A 16,261-nucleotide genomic window follows, 5' to 3' on the forward strand; every position below is an offset into this window, starting at 1 on the left:
ATGGCCACCACGAATCCGAGCGAGGCGAACGTCGCAGTTCAGTCTCCGACACAGCCACACCCGCCTTTGCCCGGCGAAAGCGAGGGGACATGGCCGGCGCGGCGGCGCCGGATCATCGACTGGCTCGTCATCGAGACGCGCGGCGAACGCTTCATCGACAACATCTTCGTGGAGATGTGCGACAGGCTGGTGGAGGCGGGCGTGCCCGTCGCCCGCGCCACCCTGCATTTCAGAATTCACCACCCGCAGTGGATCGGTGCACGTATTCTGTGGCGAAAGGGTCTGGCGGAGGCGGAGCTCGATACCTATGCCTACGGCGTCGAGGACACCGCCGAATATCTGAGCAGCCCCTTGCGCGATTTCAACGAGGGGGCGGAGGAAGTGCGGCGGCGCCTTGACGACCCGACGTCTGCGGGTCCGGATTACCCGCTCTATAATGAACTGCGAGCGGAGGGACTGACCGAGTACATCATCTGGCCCCTACTCCATACGCTCGGCAAGCGGCACGCGGTCACCTTTGCGAGCGACAGGCCGGGCGGATTCAGGCCCGAGGACCTCGCCTTCCTGAAGGATATTCTGCCGGCCCTGGCGCTTGTCAGCGAGATCCGGCTGAAAAACCGCTTCGCCCGCACGCTTCTCGAAACCTATGTCGGGCCGCATGCGAGCGAGCAGATACTTGCCGGAGCGACGACGCGCGGCAGCGGCGTGACGGTGGGTGCGGCAATCCTCATTTGCGACCTGCGCGACTTCACGAAGCTGTCGGACCTCTGGCCCCGGGACGACGTCATCGAACTCCTCAACGGGTATTTCGATGCCATGTCGGAACCGATCGAGCGGCACGGCGGGGAGATCCTGAAATTCATGGGCGACGGGCTGCTGGCGATCTTTCCGCTCAGCAATCCCTGTGCCTGCAGTCAGCTTCTCGGGGCCATCGGCGAGGCGCAGGCCGCTCTTGCCGTTCTCAACGAGGAGAACCTGCGCAAGGGCCATGATCCGCTCGGCTATGGCATCGGCGTCCATGTCGGCGATGTGATGTATGGCAATATCGGTTCGCGCCGGCGTCTCGATTTCACGGTGATCGGACCGGCGGTCAACATCGCCTCGCGTCTCGAAACCCTTACGAAGGAGCTGAAGCGCCCGGTTCTGCTCTCAAGAGCCTTCGTCGAAAAGGCAGGTTGTGCAGGGCAGATGGAAAATCTGGGTTCCTATGCCTTGCGGGGGCTTGATGAGCCGGTCGATGTGTTCGCGTTTTCGGGAAAAAAATAGATTCTGCCTCTCATCCGGCCTGCCGGCAGGCCGGATGAGAGGCATGCGCCGTCACTTCATCGTGTAGACGTCGATGGTGAAATACTTGTCGTTGATCTTCTTGTAGGTCCCGTCGGCGCGGATCTCATCGAGCGCCTTGTTCAGCCTCTCGCGCATTTCGTTGTCCTCCTGCCGGACAGCAATGCCGACGCCGTCGCCAACAAACTTTTTGTCGGTGATCGGCTCGCCGATAAGCTCGCAGCAACCCTTGCCGTCGTCATTCTTGGTGACCCAATCGAGCAACGGCAGCATGTCGCCGACCTGCAGGTCGAGCCTGCCGTTGACCATGTCGAGATTGGCTTCATCCTGGGTTGGATAGAGCTTGATCTCGGCATCCGGGTAGACGGCGGCGATATAGTCGGCCTGGGTCGTGCCGGATTGGGCGCCGATCACCTTGCCCTTGAGCGCCTCGTTGCTGAAGTCGCTGATGCCGGCACCCTTCGGTGCCGCATGCGTCATCGCGGCGAGGTAATAGGGATTGCTGAAAGCTACCTGCTTCTTGCGCTCCTCGGTGATGAACATCGAGGCGATGATCATGTCGTACTTCTTGGCAAGAAGGCCCGGAATGATGCCGTCCCAATCCTGGGCGACGACTTCGCACTCGACCTTCATGCGCTCGCAGAGCGCGAGACCGATTTCCACGTCGAAACCGCCGATCTTGCCGCTGGAATCGACGAAGTTGAAGGGCGGATAGGCGCCCTCGGTTCCGATCTTCAGCTTCTCCGCAGCAACGGCGGAGGAAGACAGTGCAGTGCCGGCGAGTGCCAGCGCCAGAATGAGCTTTCGCATGTTCTTTCCCCTCGGTTGCGCCTTTGTTCGGCGCTTCCAGGGAACTGTAGGGGCCGACGTTACATAAGCGAAATCGATAGGCGCGATAATCGATATTCGTGGCGTTGATGAAGCACGGAAACGGTGCCGGGATTTAGCCCTTCAGCCGCCCCTGCCTTTTCAGCTGCTGTTCGCGGAAGAAGATGAAGAGGCCGGAAGCGACGATGAGGGCGGCGCCGATCACCATCGACAGCCGCGGCGTATCGCCAAAGATCAGCCAGCCGAAGAAGATTGCCCAGAAGAGCAGCGTGTATTGCAGCGGGGCCACCGTCGCGGCGTCGGCGAGCTTCAGCGCCCGGTTGACGAGGACATGGGCGATCATTGCTACGGCGCCCAGCAGGCAGATGAGCGCCGTGTCGAGCGGTTTGAGGGGTGTCCAGTCGAAGGGTGCCCAGACGAGGCCGGCGACCGCGGCGCCGACGATCTGCCAGAATGCGAGCGTCGTATCCGGAGTGCCGCGCAGCGACCGCCCGGAAATCATCATGAAGGCGAAGGTCATGCTGCCGAGAATCGAGATGACGGCCGGCAGCGTGAAGGCCTGCGACGACGGTTCGAGCGCGACGACGACGCCGACGAAGCCGATGCCGATCGCCGTCCAGCGCCGCCAGCCGACCGGTTCCTTCAGCACCAGCGGCGAAACGGCCGCGACATAGATCGGCGCCGCCAGCCAATAGGTCATGACGTCAGCCAGCGGCAGGTAGACGACGGCGAAATAGAACGCGACCACTTCGGCGGTCGAGGCGACGACGCGGGCAAACTGAAGGCCGGGCCGCTCGAGGGTGAAGAGCTTTTTCGGGCCGCTTACCCACAGAAAGGGCGCGAGCAGAAGGGCAGCGGCGATGCTGCGGATCAGCACCACCTGGCCGACCGAGTAGGTGGCGACGAGCCACTTCCCCATGACGTCGTTCACCGAAAACATCAACATGCCGAGGAGCATGACGACCACGCCGGCGCGGGCGGCGCCGTTTTCACGGGAAATGTTGCCGGGGACGCTGTCGACGGCCATGGATGCGAATTCCTTCAGAGCGGGTCCGCGGTCCCGCGGAACGTTTCCGGTCGCGAGGCACGGGTTTCGGAGAATCCGGCGCGGCGACCTGCGCAGCCAATCGCATATTCGGGCGGCGCAATCCATGCCGCACTGCTTATCAATTCATCACCTTTGCGAATGATAGCAATTTGCGAAATTGCGGAGTCGCAGGAAAGGCGAGGGACGGCGCCGCGCACGCTGGAGCATTTTCGCTTTCCCCCGAATGACCAGCCCTTTGCTTTCGAAATTCCGGACGGAAAACCGCTGCGCGCATTTCCCGGAAGTTCCAGGTCAAGCGCTGCGGACCAGGCGCATGTCGGGATTGAGGAGTTCGCTGTAAAGCTCCGCATAGCGGGCCGCACTGCGATGCCACGAGCAGTCGGTTTTCATGCCCTGGCGGCGAAGTCCCTCCCAGACGCGTCGCAGCCGGTAGAGCCGGAAGGTGCGGCGTAGTGCATGGCGTAGTCCGTCCTCGTCGATGGGCGCAAACTGTATGCCCGTCGCGACATGGGCATGGAGCGCGGCATCGTTGGCATCGATGATGGTCTCCGACAGTCCGCCCGTGCGGGCGACGACCGGTACGCAGCCGTAGCGCAGCGCGTAAAGCTGCGTGAGGCCGCAGGGCTCGAACCGGGACGGAACGAGCATTGCATCCGCGCCGGCATGAATCCTATGGGCGAGGTGCTCGTCATAACCGATGCTTACGCTGATGTTTTGCGGGAACCGTCGCATGAGATCCATGAATGCGGCTTCCAGCTTCCCCTCGCCTTGCCCATGGATGATCAGGGTGCCGCCATTCTTGACGATCTCGCCGGCGGTCGCCGCGAGCAGGTCCATGCCCTTCTGCCATGTCAGGCGGTTGACGCTGGCGAAGATCGGGCCGCAGGTGTCCGGCAGACCGAAATGCCGGAGCAGCACCTGCCGGTTGGGCAGGCGGCGCAGCGGCACGCGCGCCGAATAGTGATGCTCGATGCAGGGATCCGAGGATGGATCCCATACTTCCAGGTCTATGCCGTTGACGATGCCCACGACATCCGCATGCCGTTCGTTCATCACGCCTTCCAGGCCCATGCCGAAGGCCGGGGACATGATTTCCCGTGCATAGGTGGGGCTGACGACCGTGATCGCATCGGCTGCCTGCAGGCCGCCCTTGAGGAACCCGATATCGCCGTAGTATTCGACGCCGTCGATCGAATAGGCTTCCGCCGGGAGGCCGAGCTCGGGGAAGTAGTGGGCCGGGAATTGCCCCTGGAACGCGAGGTTGTGCACGGTCAGGACGCGAGAAATGGTGTCGTCGCCGGCGTATTTCAGGTAGAGCAGGCTCATCGCCGCGTGCCAGTCATGTGCGTGAATGATGTGCGGCCGCCAGTTGGGAACGAGCCCGCGCGCGATTTGCGATGCGACCAGCGAAAAGGCGGCGAAGCGTTTCCAGTTGTCCGCATAATCCCGGCCATGCCTGTCTACGTAGAGAGCCCCTTGCCTGTCATAGAAGGCCGGCGCATCGAGCACGAAGAGATCCAGCCCGTGAGCGCGCGCCGCGATGAGGGTGGCGCGTTCGCCGAACAGGCTTTCAAACTCGGCGACCGGGGTCGCGTCGCTGAGCGCGCGCATGACGCCGGGGTAACCCGGAACGAAGCTGCGCGTGTGGATACCGTGGGCCCTCAGTGCCTTGGGGAGCGATCCCGCTACATCTGCCAGGCCGCCGGTCTTGACGAGCGGAAAAATTTCGGCCGTGACAGACAGTATCTGCATCGATCATGTTCCGGAAAACGTGTTGACTGCGACCGGCCCACTCGCCGCCGATGTGCCCTCCATCAACACAATCATGAGCATCAAAGTTCCGGCCGTCCGACGAAATTTTATCTGCCTGTCGCGCTGTCCGTGCGGCCGGAATTCGCGGTGCCTGCCGCCTTCGGGAACACAAGTCGCGGCTCCTGGTTCTCCTATTCGCGCGAGGAGGCGCCGATGGGGCAATGCCCCCCGCGCTCTCGCTTTCGTAGCAGCCGCGCCGTGCGTCCCGTGGGACGCGCAAGGATCGCTGCGGCATTTGCTCGTACATGGAAGGAGGCAACTGATGACCTTCAGTCTGATCAGTCCCGTATTCGCCGACGGCCAGCCGATACCGCAGAAATATTCCCGCTTCGGCGAGAACCTGTTCCCGCCGCTGAAATGGACGGGTACGCCCGAGGGAACGCAGAGCTTCGCGTTGATCGTCGAGGATCCCGATGCGGTGAGCGGTTTGTTCCGCCACTGTGCGATCATCAACATTCCCGGCAGCTGGACCGAGCTTCCGCAAGCGGTCGATACCGGACCCGAACGTGGGATCAAGTTCATCAAAAACGATTTCGGAAACGCCCGTTACGACGGGCCGCAGCCGCCTTCCGGAACAGGCGTGCACCGTTACCGGTTCAGGCTTGCCGCCCTCGACGCGGCCAATCTTTCGATCCCCGACGACGTGGGCGCGGCAGAAGCCTGGGAGAGGGCCTGCAAGCATCTCATCGGCGAGGCGGAGATCGTCGGCACATACGAAGGCCAGATGTAAGCACTTCCAGAAACGGTGTGTCTAGCGGCTTTCCCCCCGCATCCGGTCACTCGGGCAATCCGGCCAGCCGCAGTCCGTCCGCAAATCGGGCGAGGTCTTCCGGGCGATGAATCGGCAGCCAGTCCCGGAGGGTGGAGACGCGCAATGACGGGTCGAGCCGGCGTAGGCGCTGCATCGCCTTCTGCGCTTCCTCCGAGCGCCCGGCAAGCGCATGGCTCGCCGCCACCAGGGCGACCGCGACAAGCAGGCTGGGCAGGTTTCCCAGCGCCCTTTCCGCCCAGACCAGGGCGGAATCGAAGCGGCCGGCGAAGAAATGCGCGAGTGCCGTTCCGGCCTGCATCCGGAACATTTCTTGGTCCAGCGGGCTCAGACGGGCGGCGTGCTCGATATGCTCGATCGCACTCTCCGGTTCACCACGGAAAACGCGCAGGAAGCCGCCGAGGAACCAGGCGGGGGCGAAGTTGGGATTGAGCAGCCGTGCCCGGTCGATGAGCGCGATGCCGCCGTCCAGGTCTCCGACGAGATGTCCGAGCGCGTGCCCGCTTCTCGTCAGCGCTACGGCATCGTCACGGCCGAGTTCGACTGCGCGCCGCGCCAGGCGCGCTCCCTCGGCTATCTCTTCGGCCCGATCGACCATCCAGCCATTCAATTTGCGCCAGAAATAGCACCAGGCCGCCCCGGCATAGGCAGACGCAAATTCCTGATCGAGCTCGATCGCCCGATAGAACAAGGGCAGTGCGGCCTCGATTGCTTCATGGGTTCCGCTGTGCAGTTTTGCCATTCCGCGTAGATAATAGTCATGGGCGTCGAGGCTTTCCGTCGGCTTGCGCTTGGCGCGCTCCATTTCCGCCCGCTCGACCTGAGGTGCGATAGCGCCGACGACGCTTTCCGCCATCCGGTCCTGCAGCTCGAAAATGTCGTCCAGGGTACCCTCGAAGCGCTCCGCCCAAAGATGCGTCCCCGTCGTCGCGTCGATGAGCTGCCCGGTTATGCGCACCCTGTTTCCGGATTTGCGCACGCTGCCTTCCAGCACGTAGCGCACGCCAAGCTCCCTGCCGACGTCCTTCACCTCCACCGCCCGGCCTTTGTACCTAAAGCTCGAATTGCGGGCGATGACGAACAGCCAGCGGACGCGCGAGAGGGCCGTGATGATGTCCTCCACGATGCCGTCGGCGAAATATTCCTGCTCCGGATCGCCGCTGAGATTCTGAAAGGGCAGGACGGTGATGGAGGGTTTGTCCGGAAGGACGAGCGCGGAGGGTGTTTCTCCCGCTCCGCCGGAGGTCTGTAACGCGGCGCCTGGCCCGACGGGTTGTCGGACTTCTGCGATCCCGCCGATCCTGATGTCGCCGACGAAGCGGAAGCCCTTGCGGGCGACCGTCCGGATCAGGCGCTGCTCCCCGCCGGTGTCGCCGATGGCTTTGCGAACCGCATTGATGTGGCTGGTGATCGTCGATTCCGAGACGATGCGGCCGCCCCACACCGCCTGGAGCAACTCGTCCTTGCTGACGACGCGGTCGCGGGTGCCGACCAGATGCAGCAGGAGGTCGAAGACCTGCGGTCCGACGGACACGACCTGTCCGCGCCGGGTGAGTTCCCGGCGCTCCTTGTCGAGCACGTAGTCTCCAAACATGAACTGCACTTCGGCATCCCCTGGCCGGCCGCGCTCGCTATCCGGGCAACTGGCGAATAATATCTGATAGCACGGCATCGCGTAACTGGCTGCACCGCCGGCAGCAAGGCATGCCGGTCGAACAACCTCTCCTTTGGACGGAAATCCAAGCTTCCTTGAAGGGCAATTCAAGCCCGCCACAGGGACTTCCCTGATGCTCGCAGGCACTCTCCGTTCAGACCGACGGCAATGGTTGCAGTCGAGAGAAGCGGAGACAAGCGATGAAGATCGTCGTTATCGGAGGCACCGGCCTCATCGGATCGAAACTTGTGAAGAACCTTCGCGAGCGCGGCCACGATGTGCTCGCAGCCGCCCCCAACACGGGCGTGAACACCATCACCCGCGAGGGCCTCGCGGGTGCGCTGGACGGTGCGGATGTCGTCGTCGACGTGGCGAACGCGCCGGTGTGGGAGGACAAGGCCGTGCTCGATTTCTTCGAGACGTCGGGCCGCAACCTGCTGGCTGCTGAAGCTGCCGCCGGCGTCCGCCACCACGTTGCCCTGTCGATCGTCGGCAGCGAACGTCTTCCCGACAACGGGTATTTTCGTGCGAAGGTCGCGCAGGAAAACCTCATCAAGGCATCCGGCATTCCCTACACCATCCTGCGTGCCACGCAATTCTTCGAGTTCGTCGGCGGCATTGCCCAGTCGGCGGCCGTCGGCGACGAGATCCGCCTGTCGCCGGCGCTGATCCAGCCGATCGCCTCCGACGACGTGGCGGCGGCGCTCGCCGAGGTCGCGGTCGCACCGCCGGTCGACGGCACGCTCGAAGTCGCCGGTCCCGAGGCGATACCGCTCGATGAACTGGTCAGGCGCTTCCTGCGGTCGACTGAGGACCCGCGCAAGGTCCTGCCCGATGTCCACGCGCGCTATTTCGGCGCCGTGCTTGACGATCAATCGCTGACCCCCGGCAAGAACCCGCGCCTCGGCGCGATCCGCTTCGAGGACTGGCTCGGCCGCCAAACCGCGGCCTGAGGCTCCCGCGAACAATCGAAAAAGCCGACGCGGCACCGGGCCGCGCCCACACCAAGGCACTCTCAAAGGAGAACTGAAATGTTCACGCGATTCCTCTCGGCCGTTGCTCTGGCAGCGCTCTCGTTCACTGCAGCCTCGGCGGGCGACCGGCCTGCCGGCAAGGTGACCGTCGTATTCGACCACGCCCTTCCGAACGTGCCCGGCAAAAGCATGAGGGGCGTCCTTGTCGAATACGGACCCGGCGGCGGTTCGCCCGCCCACACGCATCCGAAATCTGCCTTCATCTATGCGACGGTGCTCGAAGGCGCGATCCGCAGCAGCGTCAACGGCTCGCCGGAAAAGGTCTATCAGGTCGGCGAAAACTTCTACGAAGATCCAGGCTCCCAACATGAAGTAAGTGCGAACGCTAGCGACACGGAACCTGCACGGCTGCTGGCGGTGTTCGTTCTCGATACCGAGGAAAAGGAGCTGACGACACCCGTCAAGGAGTGAACGGAAGGGCGCTCATCAACGCTGCAGCTCTGGCGCAGACCCCTGCGGCAGGGCTGCTGCAACCGTCACCAACAGGAATTGAGAAGATGGAATCGCTCGAGGACAAGGTCGCGATCATCACCGGCGCAAGGTCCGGGAACGGTGTCGCAGTGGCGCGACGCAACAGGAAAAAGATGATCGGCCTGGCGCTGTGCCTGGGGGCGGTCGTCGTCGTGGTTGCCGGGTGGACCTGGGCGCTCGAGAGTGGAGGGGCGTCGACCGACAACGCCTATGTCCGGGGGGATCTTACCTCGCTTGCTCCAAAGGTCGCGGGCTACGTCATGGCGGTCGAGGTCGAGGACAACCAAGCGGTCCGGGCGGGCGACGTGCTCTTCCGGATCGACGATAGGGACTACCGCGCAAAGCTTGCGCAAGCGGTGGCCAATGTCGAAGCGGCCCAGGCGCGGCTGACCAACGTCGATGCGGAGATGGCGCTTCAGCATGCCCTGATCCGCCAGGCCGAAGCGCAGCGACGTTCGGTCGTGGCCGAGTTGAATCTTGCGGCCAAGGCCTCTGACCGCCGCCGCGCGCTTATCCGCAGCAACACGATCAGCCAGGCCCATGTCGACGAAAGCGACGCGGCGAAATCGAGGGCCGAGGCGAACGTGTTGGCGGCTTCCGCAACGGTCGAGGCTCAGCAGCAGCGCATCGCCGTGCTTGCCGCGCAGCGCGAAGGCGCCGTTGCTGCGGTGGCGCAGGCGGAGGCCGCGCGCGACCTTGCCGGGATCGATCTCGAGAGCACCGTGGTGCGCGCGCCCGTCGGCGGCGTCATCGGCAACCGGCAGGTCCGCGTCGGCCGGCTCGTTGCGCCGGGCGCTTCCCTGCTCGATATCGTTCCGCTCGACAATGTATGGATCGTCGCGAATTTCAAGGAAACCCAACTCGAACATATCCGGCCCGGTCAACGCGCCAGCATCACCATCGATGGGTACCCGAGCGGAGCGCTTGAAGGCGTGGTCGACAGTTTTGCGCCCGGCAGCGGCTCTGCCTTCAGCCTGCTGCCAGCAGACAACGCCACGGGCAACTTCGTCCGGGTCGTCCAGCGCGTTCCGGTGAAGATCCGGTTTGCCGGCAATCCGCTGGCGGGCCGCCTCGTGCCGGGCCTGTCGGCGCGCGTCGAGATCGATCTGGAGAGCGGTTCATGACCATCGCCACCGCCACGCCGAACCGCGACATATCCATGGCAGGGAGCCTTCTCGTCGCCGGCATAGTGCTTGCGACGCTGACCGAGGCGATCGCCAGCACCGTGCTCTCGCTCGGGCGCGGCGATATCATCGGCGACACATATGCGACGGCCGACGAGTTCGCCTGGGTGGATGTCGGCTACACCGCTTTCAAGCTTATCGGGTTCATGGCCGCCTCCTGGCTGATGAGCCGCTTCGATCCGCGCAGCCTGATCGTCGGCTCGACCCTCGCCATGGGCATGGCGTGCGGCATTGCCGCCATGACGGCCCGGCTGGACCTCCTCGTCGCTCTTCGAATGATTCAGGGCTTTTCCGGCGGCACCCTGCTCGTCGGCGGCCAGGCGATCATCTTTCTCGCCTTTCCGCGATCCCGCCAGCCGATCCTCCAGGCGCTGTTCGCGATGGGGTCCGTCGTCGCTCCGGCGACGATCGCCCCGGCGCTTCAGGGCTGGCTGCTCGATAGCCAGTCCTGGACATGGATCTTCTTCAGCATCGTTCCGCTGGCGCTGGCGGCTGCCGGGCTTCTGCTGATCGCGGAAGCGCCGATGCCCGCACGAGCGGCGCGGCGGCGGTTTGACTGGATCGGCTTCTCCCTGATTTCCATTGCGCTTTTTTGCTTCACCTACGTCTTCAGCCAGGGCAGCCGGTGGGACTGGCTCGAAGAACCGCGAATCCTGTGGCTGGCAGTGATCGGTACGGCCACGCTTCTTGCCTTTCTCGGCCAGCAGGTGCTCGCCAAAGGACAGGGCCTGTTCGACTTCACCCTGTTCGAAACGGAGGATTTCTGCTTCGCCTTCATCGTGAGTTTCGTCGCCGGCGCCGCATTGTTCGGGAGCGCGTTCCTGATCCCGTCCTTTGCCGTGTCCGTCCTTGCCTTCACGCCGACAGACGCCGGGCAGCTCCTGCTGCCGAGCGGGGCACTCTTCATCGGCGCGCTCCTCATCGCCGCCTTTGTCATGCAGTTCCGCCGTGTTCCTCCGGTCGCCACCGTGCCCTTCGGCATCCTGATGATCATGGCGGCGATGTGGATGCTGTCCGGGTCGACCAGCGAAAGCGGTGCGGGCGACATGATGGCAGCGATCCTTTTGCGCGGCGCTGGCCTTGGCTTCCTGTTCCTGTCGATCACCCTGATCGCCTTCAGCAATCTCAACAGCCGAAATCTCGCCTCCGGCATCGGCCTCTTCAACACGGGCCGCCAGCTCGGCGGACTCATAGGGGTCGGCGCACTCCAGACCCTGATCGAGCACAACGTCTCCCACAATCTCGCGGTCCTTGGCGCCAACGTCACCGCGGGAGCCCCTGCGGTCGCCGAGCGGCTGACGACGAGTGCTGCACTGCTGACGGCAAAAGGGATGGACGCGGCCGCCGCGAGCCGCGGAGCGGCGAGCCTTCTCGGCCGCGCCGTGGCAGGTCAGTCCACCGTCATCGCTTTCGACACCGCCTTCAACGCGATCGCTCTACTCTTCGTCATTGCCGCCCCCGTGCTGGTCGGCATCAAGATCGGCCTCTCGCGATATGCAAAAGCCCGTGCTGAAAAAGGCCGCGCCGGTGTGGCGGCCAAGCCGTCGGGTCACCACCACCTTTCCGATCAAGCGCGTCCCGGCATCATAAACATCTCGCTTTTCGAGACACCGTCAGTTACCCGTACCGTCGAGATCAGCTCGTTCGGTTCCGAGATTGTCGAAACCTCAGTCTCGGCAATCACGTCCCACACACCTTTGGTGAAGACGGCACGCGCGAGTTCGTTCGAAAGCATCTGTCGAACTGAAGACGGAGACACGATGAGCAACGCACGACAAAAGACCGTTTCTCTCGCCAGAGGCCGCATCGACAGCGATCGCGTGCGGCAATTCGCTCTGCGCATGACGTCCTGGCCGAGTGAAACCGGCACGCCGGGCGAAGCGTCCTTCGCGGATCGCCTCCACGGTCTTCTCGGTGAACTCCCCTATTTTCGGGAGCATCCGCAAGACCTGCGCCTCGTTGCAAGTCACGGCGAACCGCTGACCCGCAATGTCGTTGCGCTCGTTCGCGGCACGGGTAAGCGAACGCTGGTCATGGCCGGCCACTTCGACACGGTGTCGACCGACAACTATCACGAGCTCAAGGCCCTGGCATGCGACAGCCTAGCGCTCAAGGATGCACTCATCGAAAGCCTGTCGGCGCGCACCGACCGATCCGAACAGGAAGAGCGGGCCCTGCAGGATCTGGCGAGTGGCGACTTCCTCCCCGGCCGCGGCCTGCTCGACATGAAGAGCGGACTCGCCGTGGCCATCGCCTGTCTCGAACAATTCGCGGCCGACACGGACCGACTGGGCAATCTCATGCTGGTCGCCACCCCCGACGAGGAACGCGAAAGCCGGGGAATGCGATCGCTCCGGGACGCGTTGCCCGGTTTGGTCAGGGATTTCGATATCGAAATCGCCGGGGGCATCAACCTCGACGTGACCTCGGATCAGGGCGACGGCAGCGAAGGACGGGCCGTTTACGCCGGCACGATCGGCAAGCTTCTACCCTTTGCCCTGGTGATCGGCTGCAGCTCTCATGCGAGCTACCCCTTCGAAGGGGTGAGCGCACAGGCCATGGCGGCCGGGATCCTGGCACGCCTGGAAGGGAACGCTTTCCTGGCGGATCGCGACGACAACGACATCTCGCCGCCCCCGATCTGCCTCGAAGCGAAGGATCTGCGCGACGGTTACGAGGTGACGACGCCGGAGCGTTTCTGGATCGCTTTCAACTGGCTCTACCATTCGATGACGGCGGACGCACTCTTTGCGCGCTTCCGAGAGGAAGTGCTGACTGGCGCGAACGAAGCCATCGAGAAGTTTGCGGCACAGTCGGCGGAATACGGCAAGCTCGTCGGCAGAAGTGCGGGCGCCCTACCAGCCAAGCCGCGCCTCCTTTCGTTCCAGGAATTGCGGGCGGCGGCTGCACGCGTTTTCGGACACCGCTTCGACGCATCTTATGCCGAGAAGGAAAGGGAATTCTCCCAGAGCGACAACCCGCTCGTCGCTACGCGGCAACTGACCGAATGGCTCGTCGGTATCGCGCGCCTTTCCGGCCCCGCCATCGTCATCGGCTTCTCCGGATTGCATTATCCGCCCAGCCATCTGCGCCTGGCGGAAGGAAACGACCGCTCCCTTCATCAGGCGATCGAGAAGGCGCGTGCCGGTCTTGGCAACGATCCCGCGCGAAGCCTCATCTGGAAGCCGCATTTCTACGGAATCTCCGACATGAGTTTCCTGGGGCTCGCCGCAAGCGGCAGCCAGGTCGTTTCGGACAATACCCCGATCTCACGCCTGGTCGATCGGCCACCCGAGAACGCGCTGCGTTTTCCGACCGTCAATCTCGGACCTTGGGGACGGGAGTTTCACCAGAAGTTCGAGCGCGTCCATGAACCCTACGCGTTCAGGGTCCTCCCGGATATCGTCTCCGACATCGCCCGGACCTTCCTCGGCGACGACAGTCACCGAAACTGACGCGGCACGCGGATCGGCAGGAAATCGTCAGCTAACGCTCGCTAGGATTCCCCGGCGCGGGACATCAAGCTTTGGGAATGCTCTCCACTCTCGCGCGCATCCCCGCCGGCCGCTGGGGCCGGCCCGAGAACTTTGCCGGCCCGGGGGTGTTCCTGGCCTCGGCGGCATCCGATTACGTCTCGGGCACGATCCTGACCGTGGATCGCGGCTGGATGGGACGCTGATCCCACCTCGCCCGCCGGTAAGGAACTGTACCACAACCCTGTTTTCTCTTATGTTCCGGGTGGGCAGCGGAGCCAAGGCTCCGCCATGCCCGCCGTGCCGAGTGGCATGCCCGTCCAAGGAGCCCGAGACATGATGGATGGCGCCTCAAACGCCGCGCCGCGGATAAGCGGTCTTCCCGCGCTTTTCGATCTGAGCGGCCGCGTCGCCCTGATTACCGGATCGAGCGGCGGGCTCGGCCTCACCATGGCACGCGCTCTTTGCGAGGCGGGGGCGTCAGTCATCCTCAACGGCCGCGACGAGGCGCGCCTTGCCGGTGCACGCGCGGAACTCGAAGAGCACGGCATTGTTGACCAGAATGTCGATACGGCCTCGCTCGGCCAGAATATTTGCCACCGCTCGGCCAATCTCGGCCGACTTGGTGACGTCGAAGGCCGAGGTTCCCACGGTGAAGCCGGAATACAGCACCGCACGCCGCTTCACGAATTCCCGGAAGACGCCTTCAGGCGCGTCATCGAAACCAATTTGACGAGTGCTTTCCTTGTCGGCCAGGCGGTCGTCCAGGGGATGATCGAACGCCGCGAGGGAACGATAATCAATATCTGTTCGGTGCAGAGCGAACTCGCACGTCCCTCGATAGCGCCCTACGCCGCGTCTAAAGGCGGGCTCAAAATGTTGACCAAAGGCATGGCGCTCGACTGGGGACGATACGGCATCCGCGTCAACGGGCTTGCGCCGGGCTACTTCAAGACAGAACTGAACAGTGCGCTGGTTTCGGACGAGAAGTTCTCGACATGGCTCGAGCAGAGAACGCCGCTTGGCCGCTGGGGCGATACCGGCGAGTTGGCAGGGGCCGCCGTGTTCCTGGCGTCCGCCGCATCGAGCTTCGTCACCGGTCACATACTCTATGTCGACGGTGGCATCACCAGCTGCCTTTGAAACGGGCATTTTTTCCGTTGCAACCGAAGAAGACCGTCCTGCGGCAAATTGCAATCCAATCAGCGTTCAGAACACTAGAAAAGTGCGTAGCGTCAAGGAGTTGCAGCGCGACAGTGTTCCAATGAAACATGAGACGCTCTAATCCCGCAGCGACACCCATACCGGCGCATGGTCGCTCGACCCTTCAAGCGCACGGATCTCCCGGTCGATGCCGGCGCCAGTCAGGCGGCGCCGGAGCTTGCGGCTCAGGAGAATGTGATCGAGGCGAAGGCCGGCGTCGCGCTGCCAGCGGTTGCGGCGGTAGTCCCAGAAAGTGAAGAGCTGTTCTTTCGGGTGGATATTGCGCAGCGCGTCGAGCCAGCCCTGATCGACAAGGCTCCGGAAGGCTGCGCGGCTTTCCGGCTGGACGAGGGCGTTGTCGTCGTAGGAGCGGGTCGGATAGATGTCGCGTGGTTCCGGAACGACGTTGTAGTCGCCGGCGAGCACCACCGGCACGCCCGTCTCGAGCAGCGCGGCGGCATGCTGGTTGAAGCGCAGGTGCCAGGCGAACTTGTAGTCGAATTTCGGCCCGGGCTGCGGATTGCCGTTGGGCGCATAGAGCGACGCAATCAGGATGCCGTTCACCGCAGCTTCGATGTAGCGGCTCTGCGTATCCGAGGGATCGCCGGGCAATCCGGTTCGCGTGAGCACCGGCTCGCAATCGCGGGCGAGAATGGCAACGCCGTTCCAGGCGGCCTGGCCCCGCCAGACGGCACCGTAACCGGCCGCCTCGATCGCGGCTCTCGGAAACTGTCCGTCCGTCGCCTTGAGCTCCTGCAGGCAAACCACGTCCGGCTCGGCCGCAGCGAGCCAGGTCAAGAGGATGTCGAGCCGCTTGTTCACACCGTTGATGTTGAAGGTCGCGATCTTCATGAGGAGCTCAAGGCGCGAGGCGATCCGCCCATCGCGCAACCGCCTCGGCCAGCGTCTTCAGGTGATCTGCGGTCGAGAAGCCCGAGACTGTCTTGCGCGACTTGAGGTCGTGGTCGCCGTCCTCTAGCCAGAGAAGTTCGATCCTGTCGGACAAGGTGTATCGCGAAACCTCGTCGCGGATGCCGAATTCGTCGCGGGTCCCCTGGCAGATCAGTGCCGGCGTCTTGAGATCGGTAAGGTGCCGGGTGCGCACCTGGTCCGGTTTTCCGGGGGGATGGAAGGGATAGCCGAGGCAAAGGAGCCCGGCGATCTTGCCCTCGGCATGAAGGTCGTCGGCGACCATGCTGGCGACGCGACCGCCCATGGACTTGCCGCCGATCACGAGGGTGCCTTGGGCGCCGAGCTCGGCAATGGCCGCCCGATACTCCGGATTGAGCGTTTCCGCGCGGGGCGGGGGCTTGCGGCCGTCGGCAGTGCGCCGGGCTGCCATATAGCCGAACTCGAAGCGGGCGACGCGAAAACCCACCCCTGCAAGCGCCATGGCGGCCGCGGTCATCGAAGTCGAATCCATCGGCGCGCTGGCTCCATGCGCGAGGAGAATGGTGACGGGCGCATCGCCCGGCCCGTCGAACAGGAATTTTCCGTTCAT

At 63.8% G+C, this 16,261-nt stretch carries 13 protein-coding genes and 2 pseudogenes; 9 read left to right on the forward strand and 6 right to left on the reverse strand.

The features are described from left to right. Complete coding sequence (locus M1D34_RS18205; RefSeq protein ID WP_498783426.1) at positions 1-1,266, forward strand: adenylate/guanylate cyclase domain-containing protein; 1,266 nt, start codon at positions 1-3, stop codon at positions 1,264-1,266. A gap of 51 nt (positions 1,267-1,317) precedes the next feature. Here the strand turns inward: M1D34_RS18205 and M1D34_RS18210 are convergent, their stop codons facing one another. The 3 genes from M1D34_RS18210 to glgA form a co-directional block, all read right to left on the reverse strand. Next, a complete protein-coding gene (locus M1D34_RS18210) occupies positions 1,318-2,094 on the reverse strand; it encodes an ABC transporter substrate-binding protein (protein ID WP_498783428.1) in 777 nt (258 codons plus the stop codon). 133 nt (positions 2,095-2,227) lie between these two features. Continuing rightward, a complete protein-coding gene (locus tag M1D34_RS18215; RefSeq protein WP_498783430.1) occupies positions 2,228-3,139 on the reverse strand; it encodes a DMT family transporter in 912 nt (303 codons plus the stop codon). 312 nt (positions 3,140-3,451) lie between these two features. Continuing rightward, positions 3,452-4,912 carry a glycogen synthase GlgA gene (gene glgA / locus M1D34_RS18220; protein WP_498783432.1) on the reverse strand — a complete coding sequence of 487 codons (1,461 nt, stop codon included), beginning with the start codon at positions 4,910-4,912 and terminating at the stop codon, positions 3,452-3,454. Positions 4,913-5,234: 322 nt separating this feature from the next. Here glgA and M1D34_RS18225 point away from each other — a divergent pair, with 322 nt between their 5' ends. Next, on the forward strand, positions 5,235-5,702 hold the full coding sequence (locus M1D34_RS18225) for a YbhB/YbcL family Raf kinase inhibitor-like protein (RefSeq protein WP_498783434.1): 468 nt from the start codon (positions 5,235-5,237) through the stop codon (positions 5,700-5,702). A 46-nt stretch (positions 5,703-5,748) separates the two neighbouring features. Here M1D34_RS18225 and M1D34_RS18230 read toward each other — a convergent pair whose 3' ends face one another. After that, entirely contained in the window at positions 5,749-7,344 is a 1,596-nt protein-coding gene (locus M1D34_RS18230; RefSeq protein WP_498783436.1) for a winged helix-turn-helix domain-containing tetratricopeptide repeat protein, read from the reverse strand. A gap of 251 nt (positions 7,345-7,595) precedes the next feature. On the opposite strand from M1D34_RS18230, the gene M1D34_RS18235 reads away from it, so the two are divergent. The 7 genes and pseudogenes from M1D34_RS18235 to M1D34_RS18265 all read left to right on the forward strand — a co-directional run bounded on the left by M1D34_RS18235 (position 7,596) and on the right by M1D34_RS18265 (position 14,700). Further along, positions 7,596-8,348: an SDR family oxidoreductase gene (locus M1D34_RS18235; protein WP_498783438.1), complete on the forward strand. Its 753-nt coding sequence runs from the start codon at positions 7,596-7,598 to the stop codon at positions 8,346-8,348. 78 nt (positions 8,349-8,426) lie between these two features. Further along, complete coding sequence (locus M1D34_RS18240; protein ID WP_028003808.1) at positions 8,427-8,840, forward strand: cupin domain-containing protein; 414 nt, start codon at positions 8,427-8,429, stop codon at positions 8,838-8,840. Positions 8,841-8,926: 86 nt separating this feature from the next. Continuing rightward, positions 8,927-10,024, forward strand: coding sequence for an HlyD family secretion protein (locus tag M1D34_RS18245; RefSeq protein ID WP_498783440.1), 1,098 nt, complete (start codon positions 8,927-8,929; stop codon positions 10,022-10,024). Beyond that, positions 10,021-11,674: pseudogene (locus M1D34_RS18250) on the forward strand (DHA2 family efflux MFS transporter permease subunit). Before M1D34_RS18245 ends, M1D34_RS18250 begins: the two are co-directional and overlap by 4 nt. Positions 11,675-11,844: 170 nt before the next feature. Then, positions 11,845-13,539 (forward strand): M20/M25/M40 family metallo-hydrolase, encoded by a 1,695-nt coding sequence (locus M1D34_RS18255; RefSeq protein ID WP_498783442.1) that lies wholly within the window; start codon positions 11,845-11,847, stop codon positions 13,537-13,539. A gap of 89 nt (positions 13,540-13,628) precedes the next feature. Beyond that, a pseudogene (locus tag M1D34_RS18260) lies at positions 13,629-13,763 on the forward strand (SDR family oxidoreductase); the annotation flags it as partial. Positions 13,764-13,893: 130 nt separating this feature from the next. Further along, positions 13,894-14,700, forward strand: coding sequence for an SDR family oxidoreductase (locus M1D34_RS18265; RefSeq protein ID WP_498783444.1), 807 nt, complete (start codon positions 13,894-13,896; stop codon positions 14,698-14,700). Between the two features lie 138 nt (positions 14,701-14,838). Here M1D34_RS18265 and xth read toward each other — a convergent pair whose 3' ends face one another. Together xth and M1D34_RS18275 are read right to left on the reverse strand one after the other, a co-directional pair. Continuing rightward, complete coding sequence (xth, locus tag M1D34_RS18270; RefSeq protein WP_498783446.1) at positions 14,839-15,612, reverse strand: exodeoxyribonuclease III; 774 nt, start codon at positions 15,610-15,612, stop codon at positions 14,839-14,841. Positions 15,613-15,619: 7 nt separating this feature from the next. Further along, positions 15,620-16,261, reverse strand: coding sequence for an alpha/beta hydrolase family protein (locus M1D34_RS18275; protein ID WP_498783448.1), 642 nt, complete (start codon positions 16,259-16,261; stop codon positions 15,620-15,622).

The organism is Ensifer sp. D2-11 (assembly GCF_054161295.1).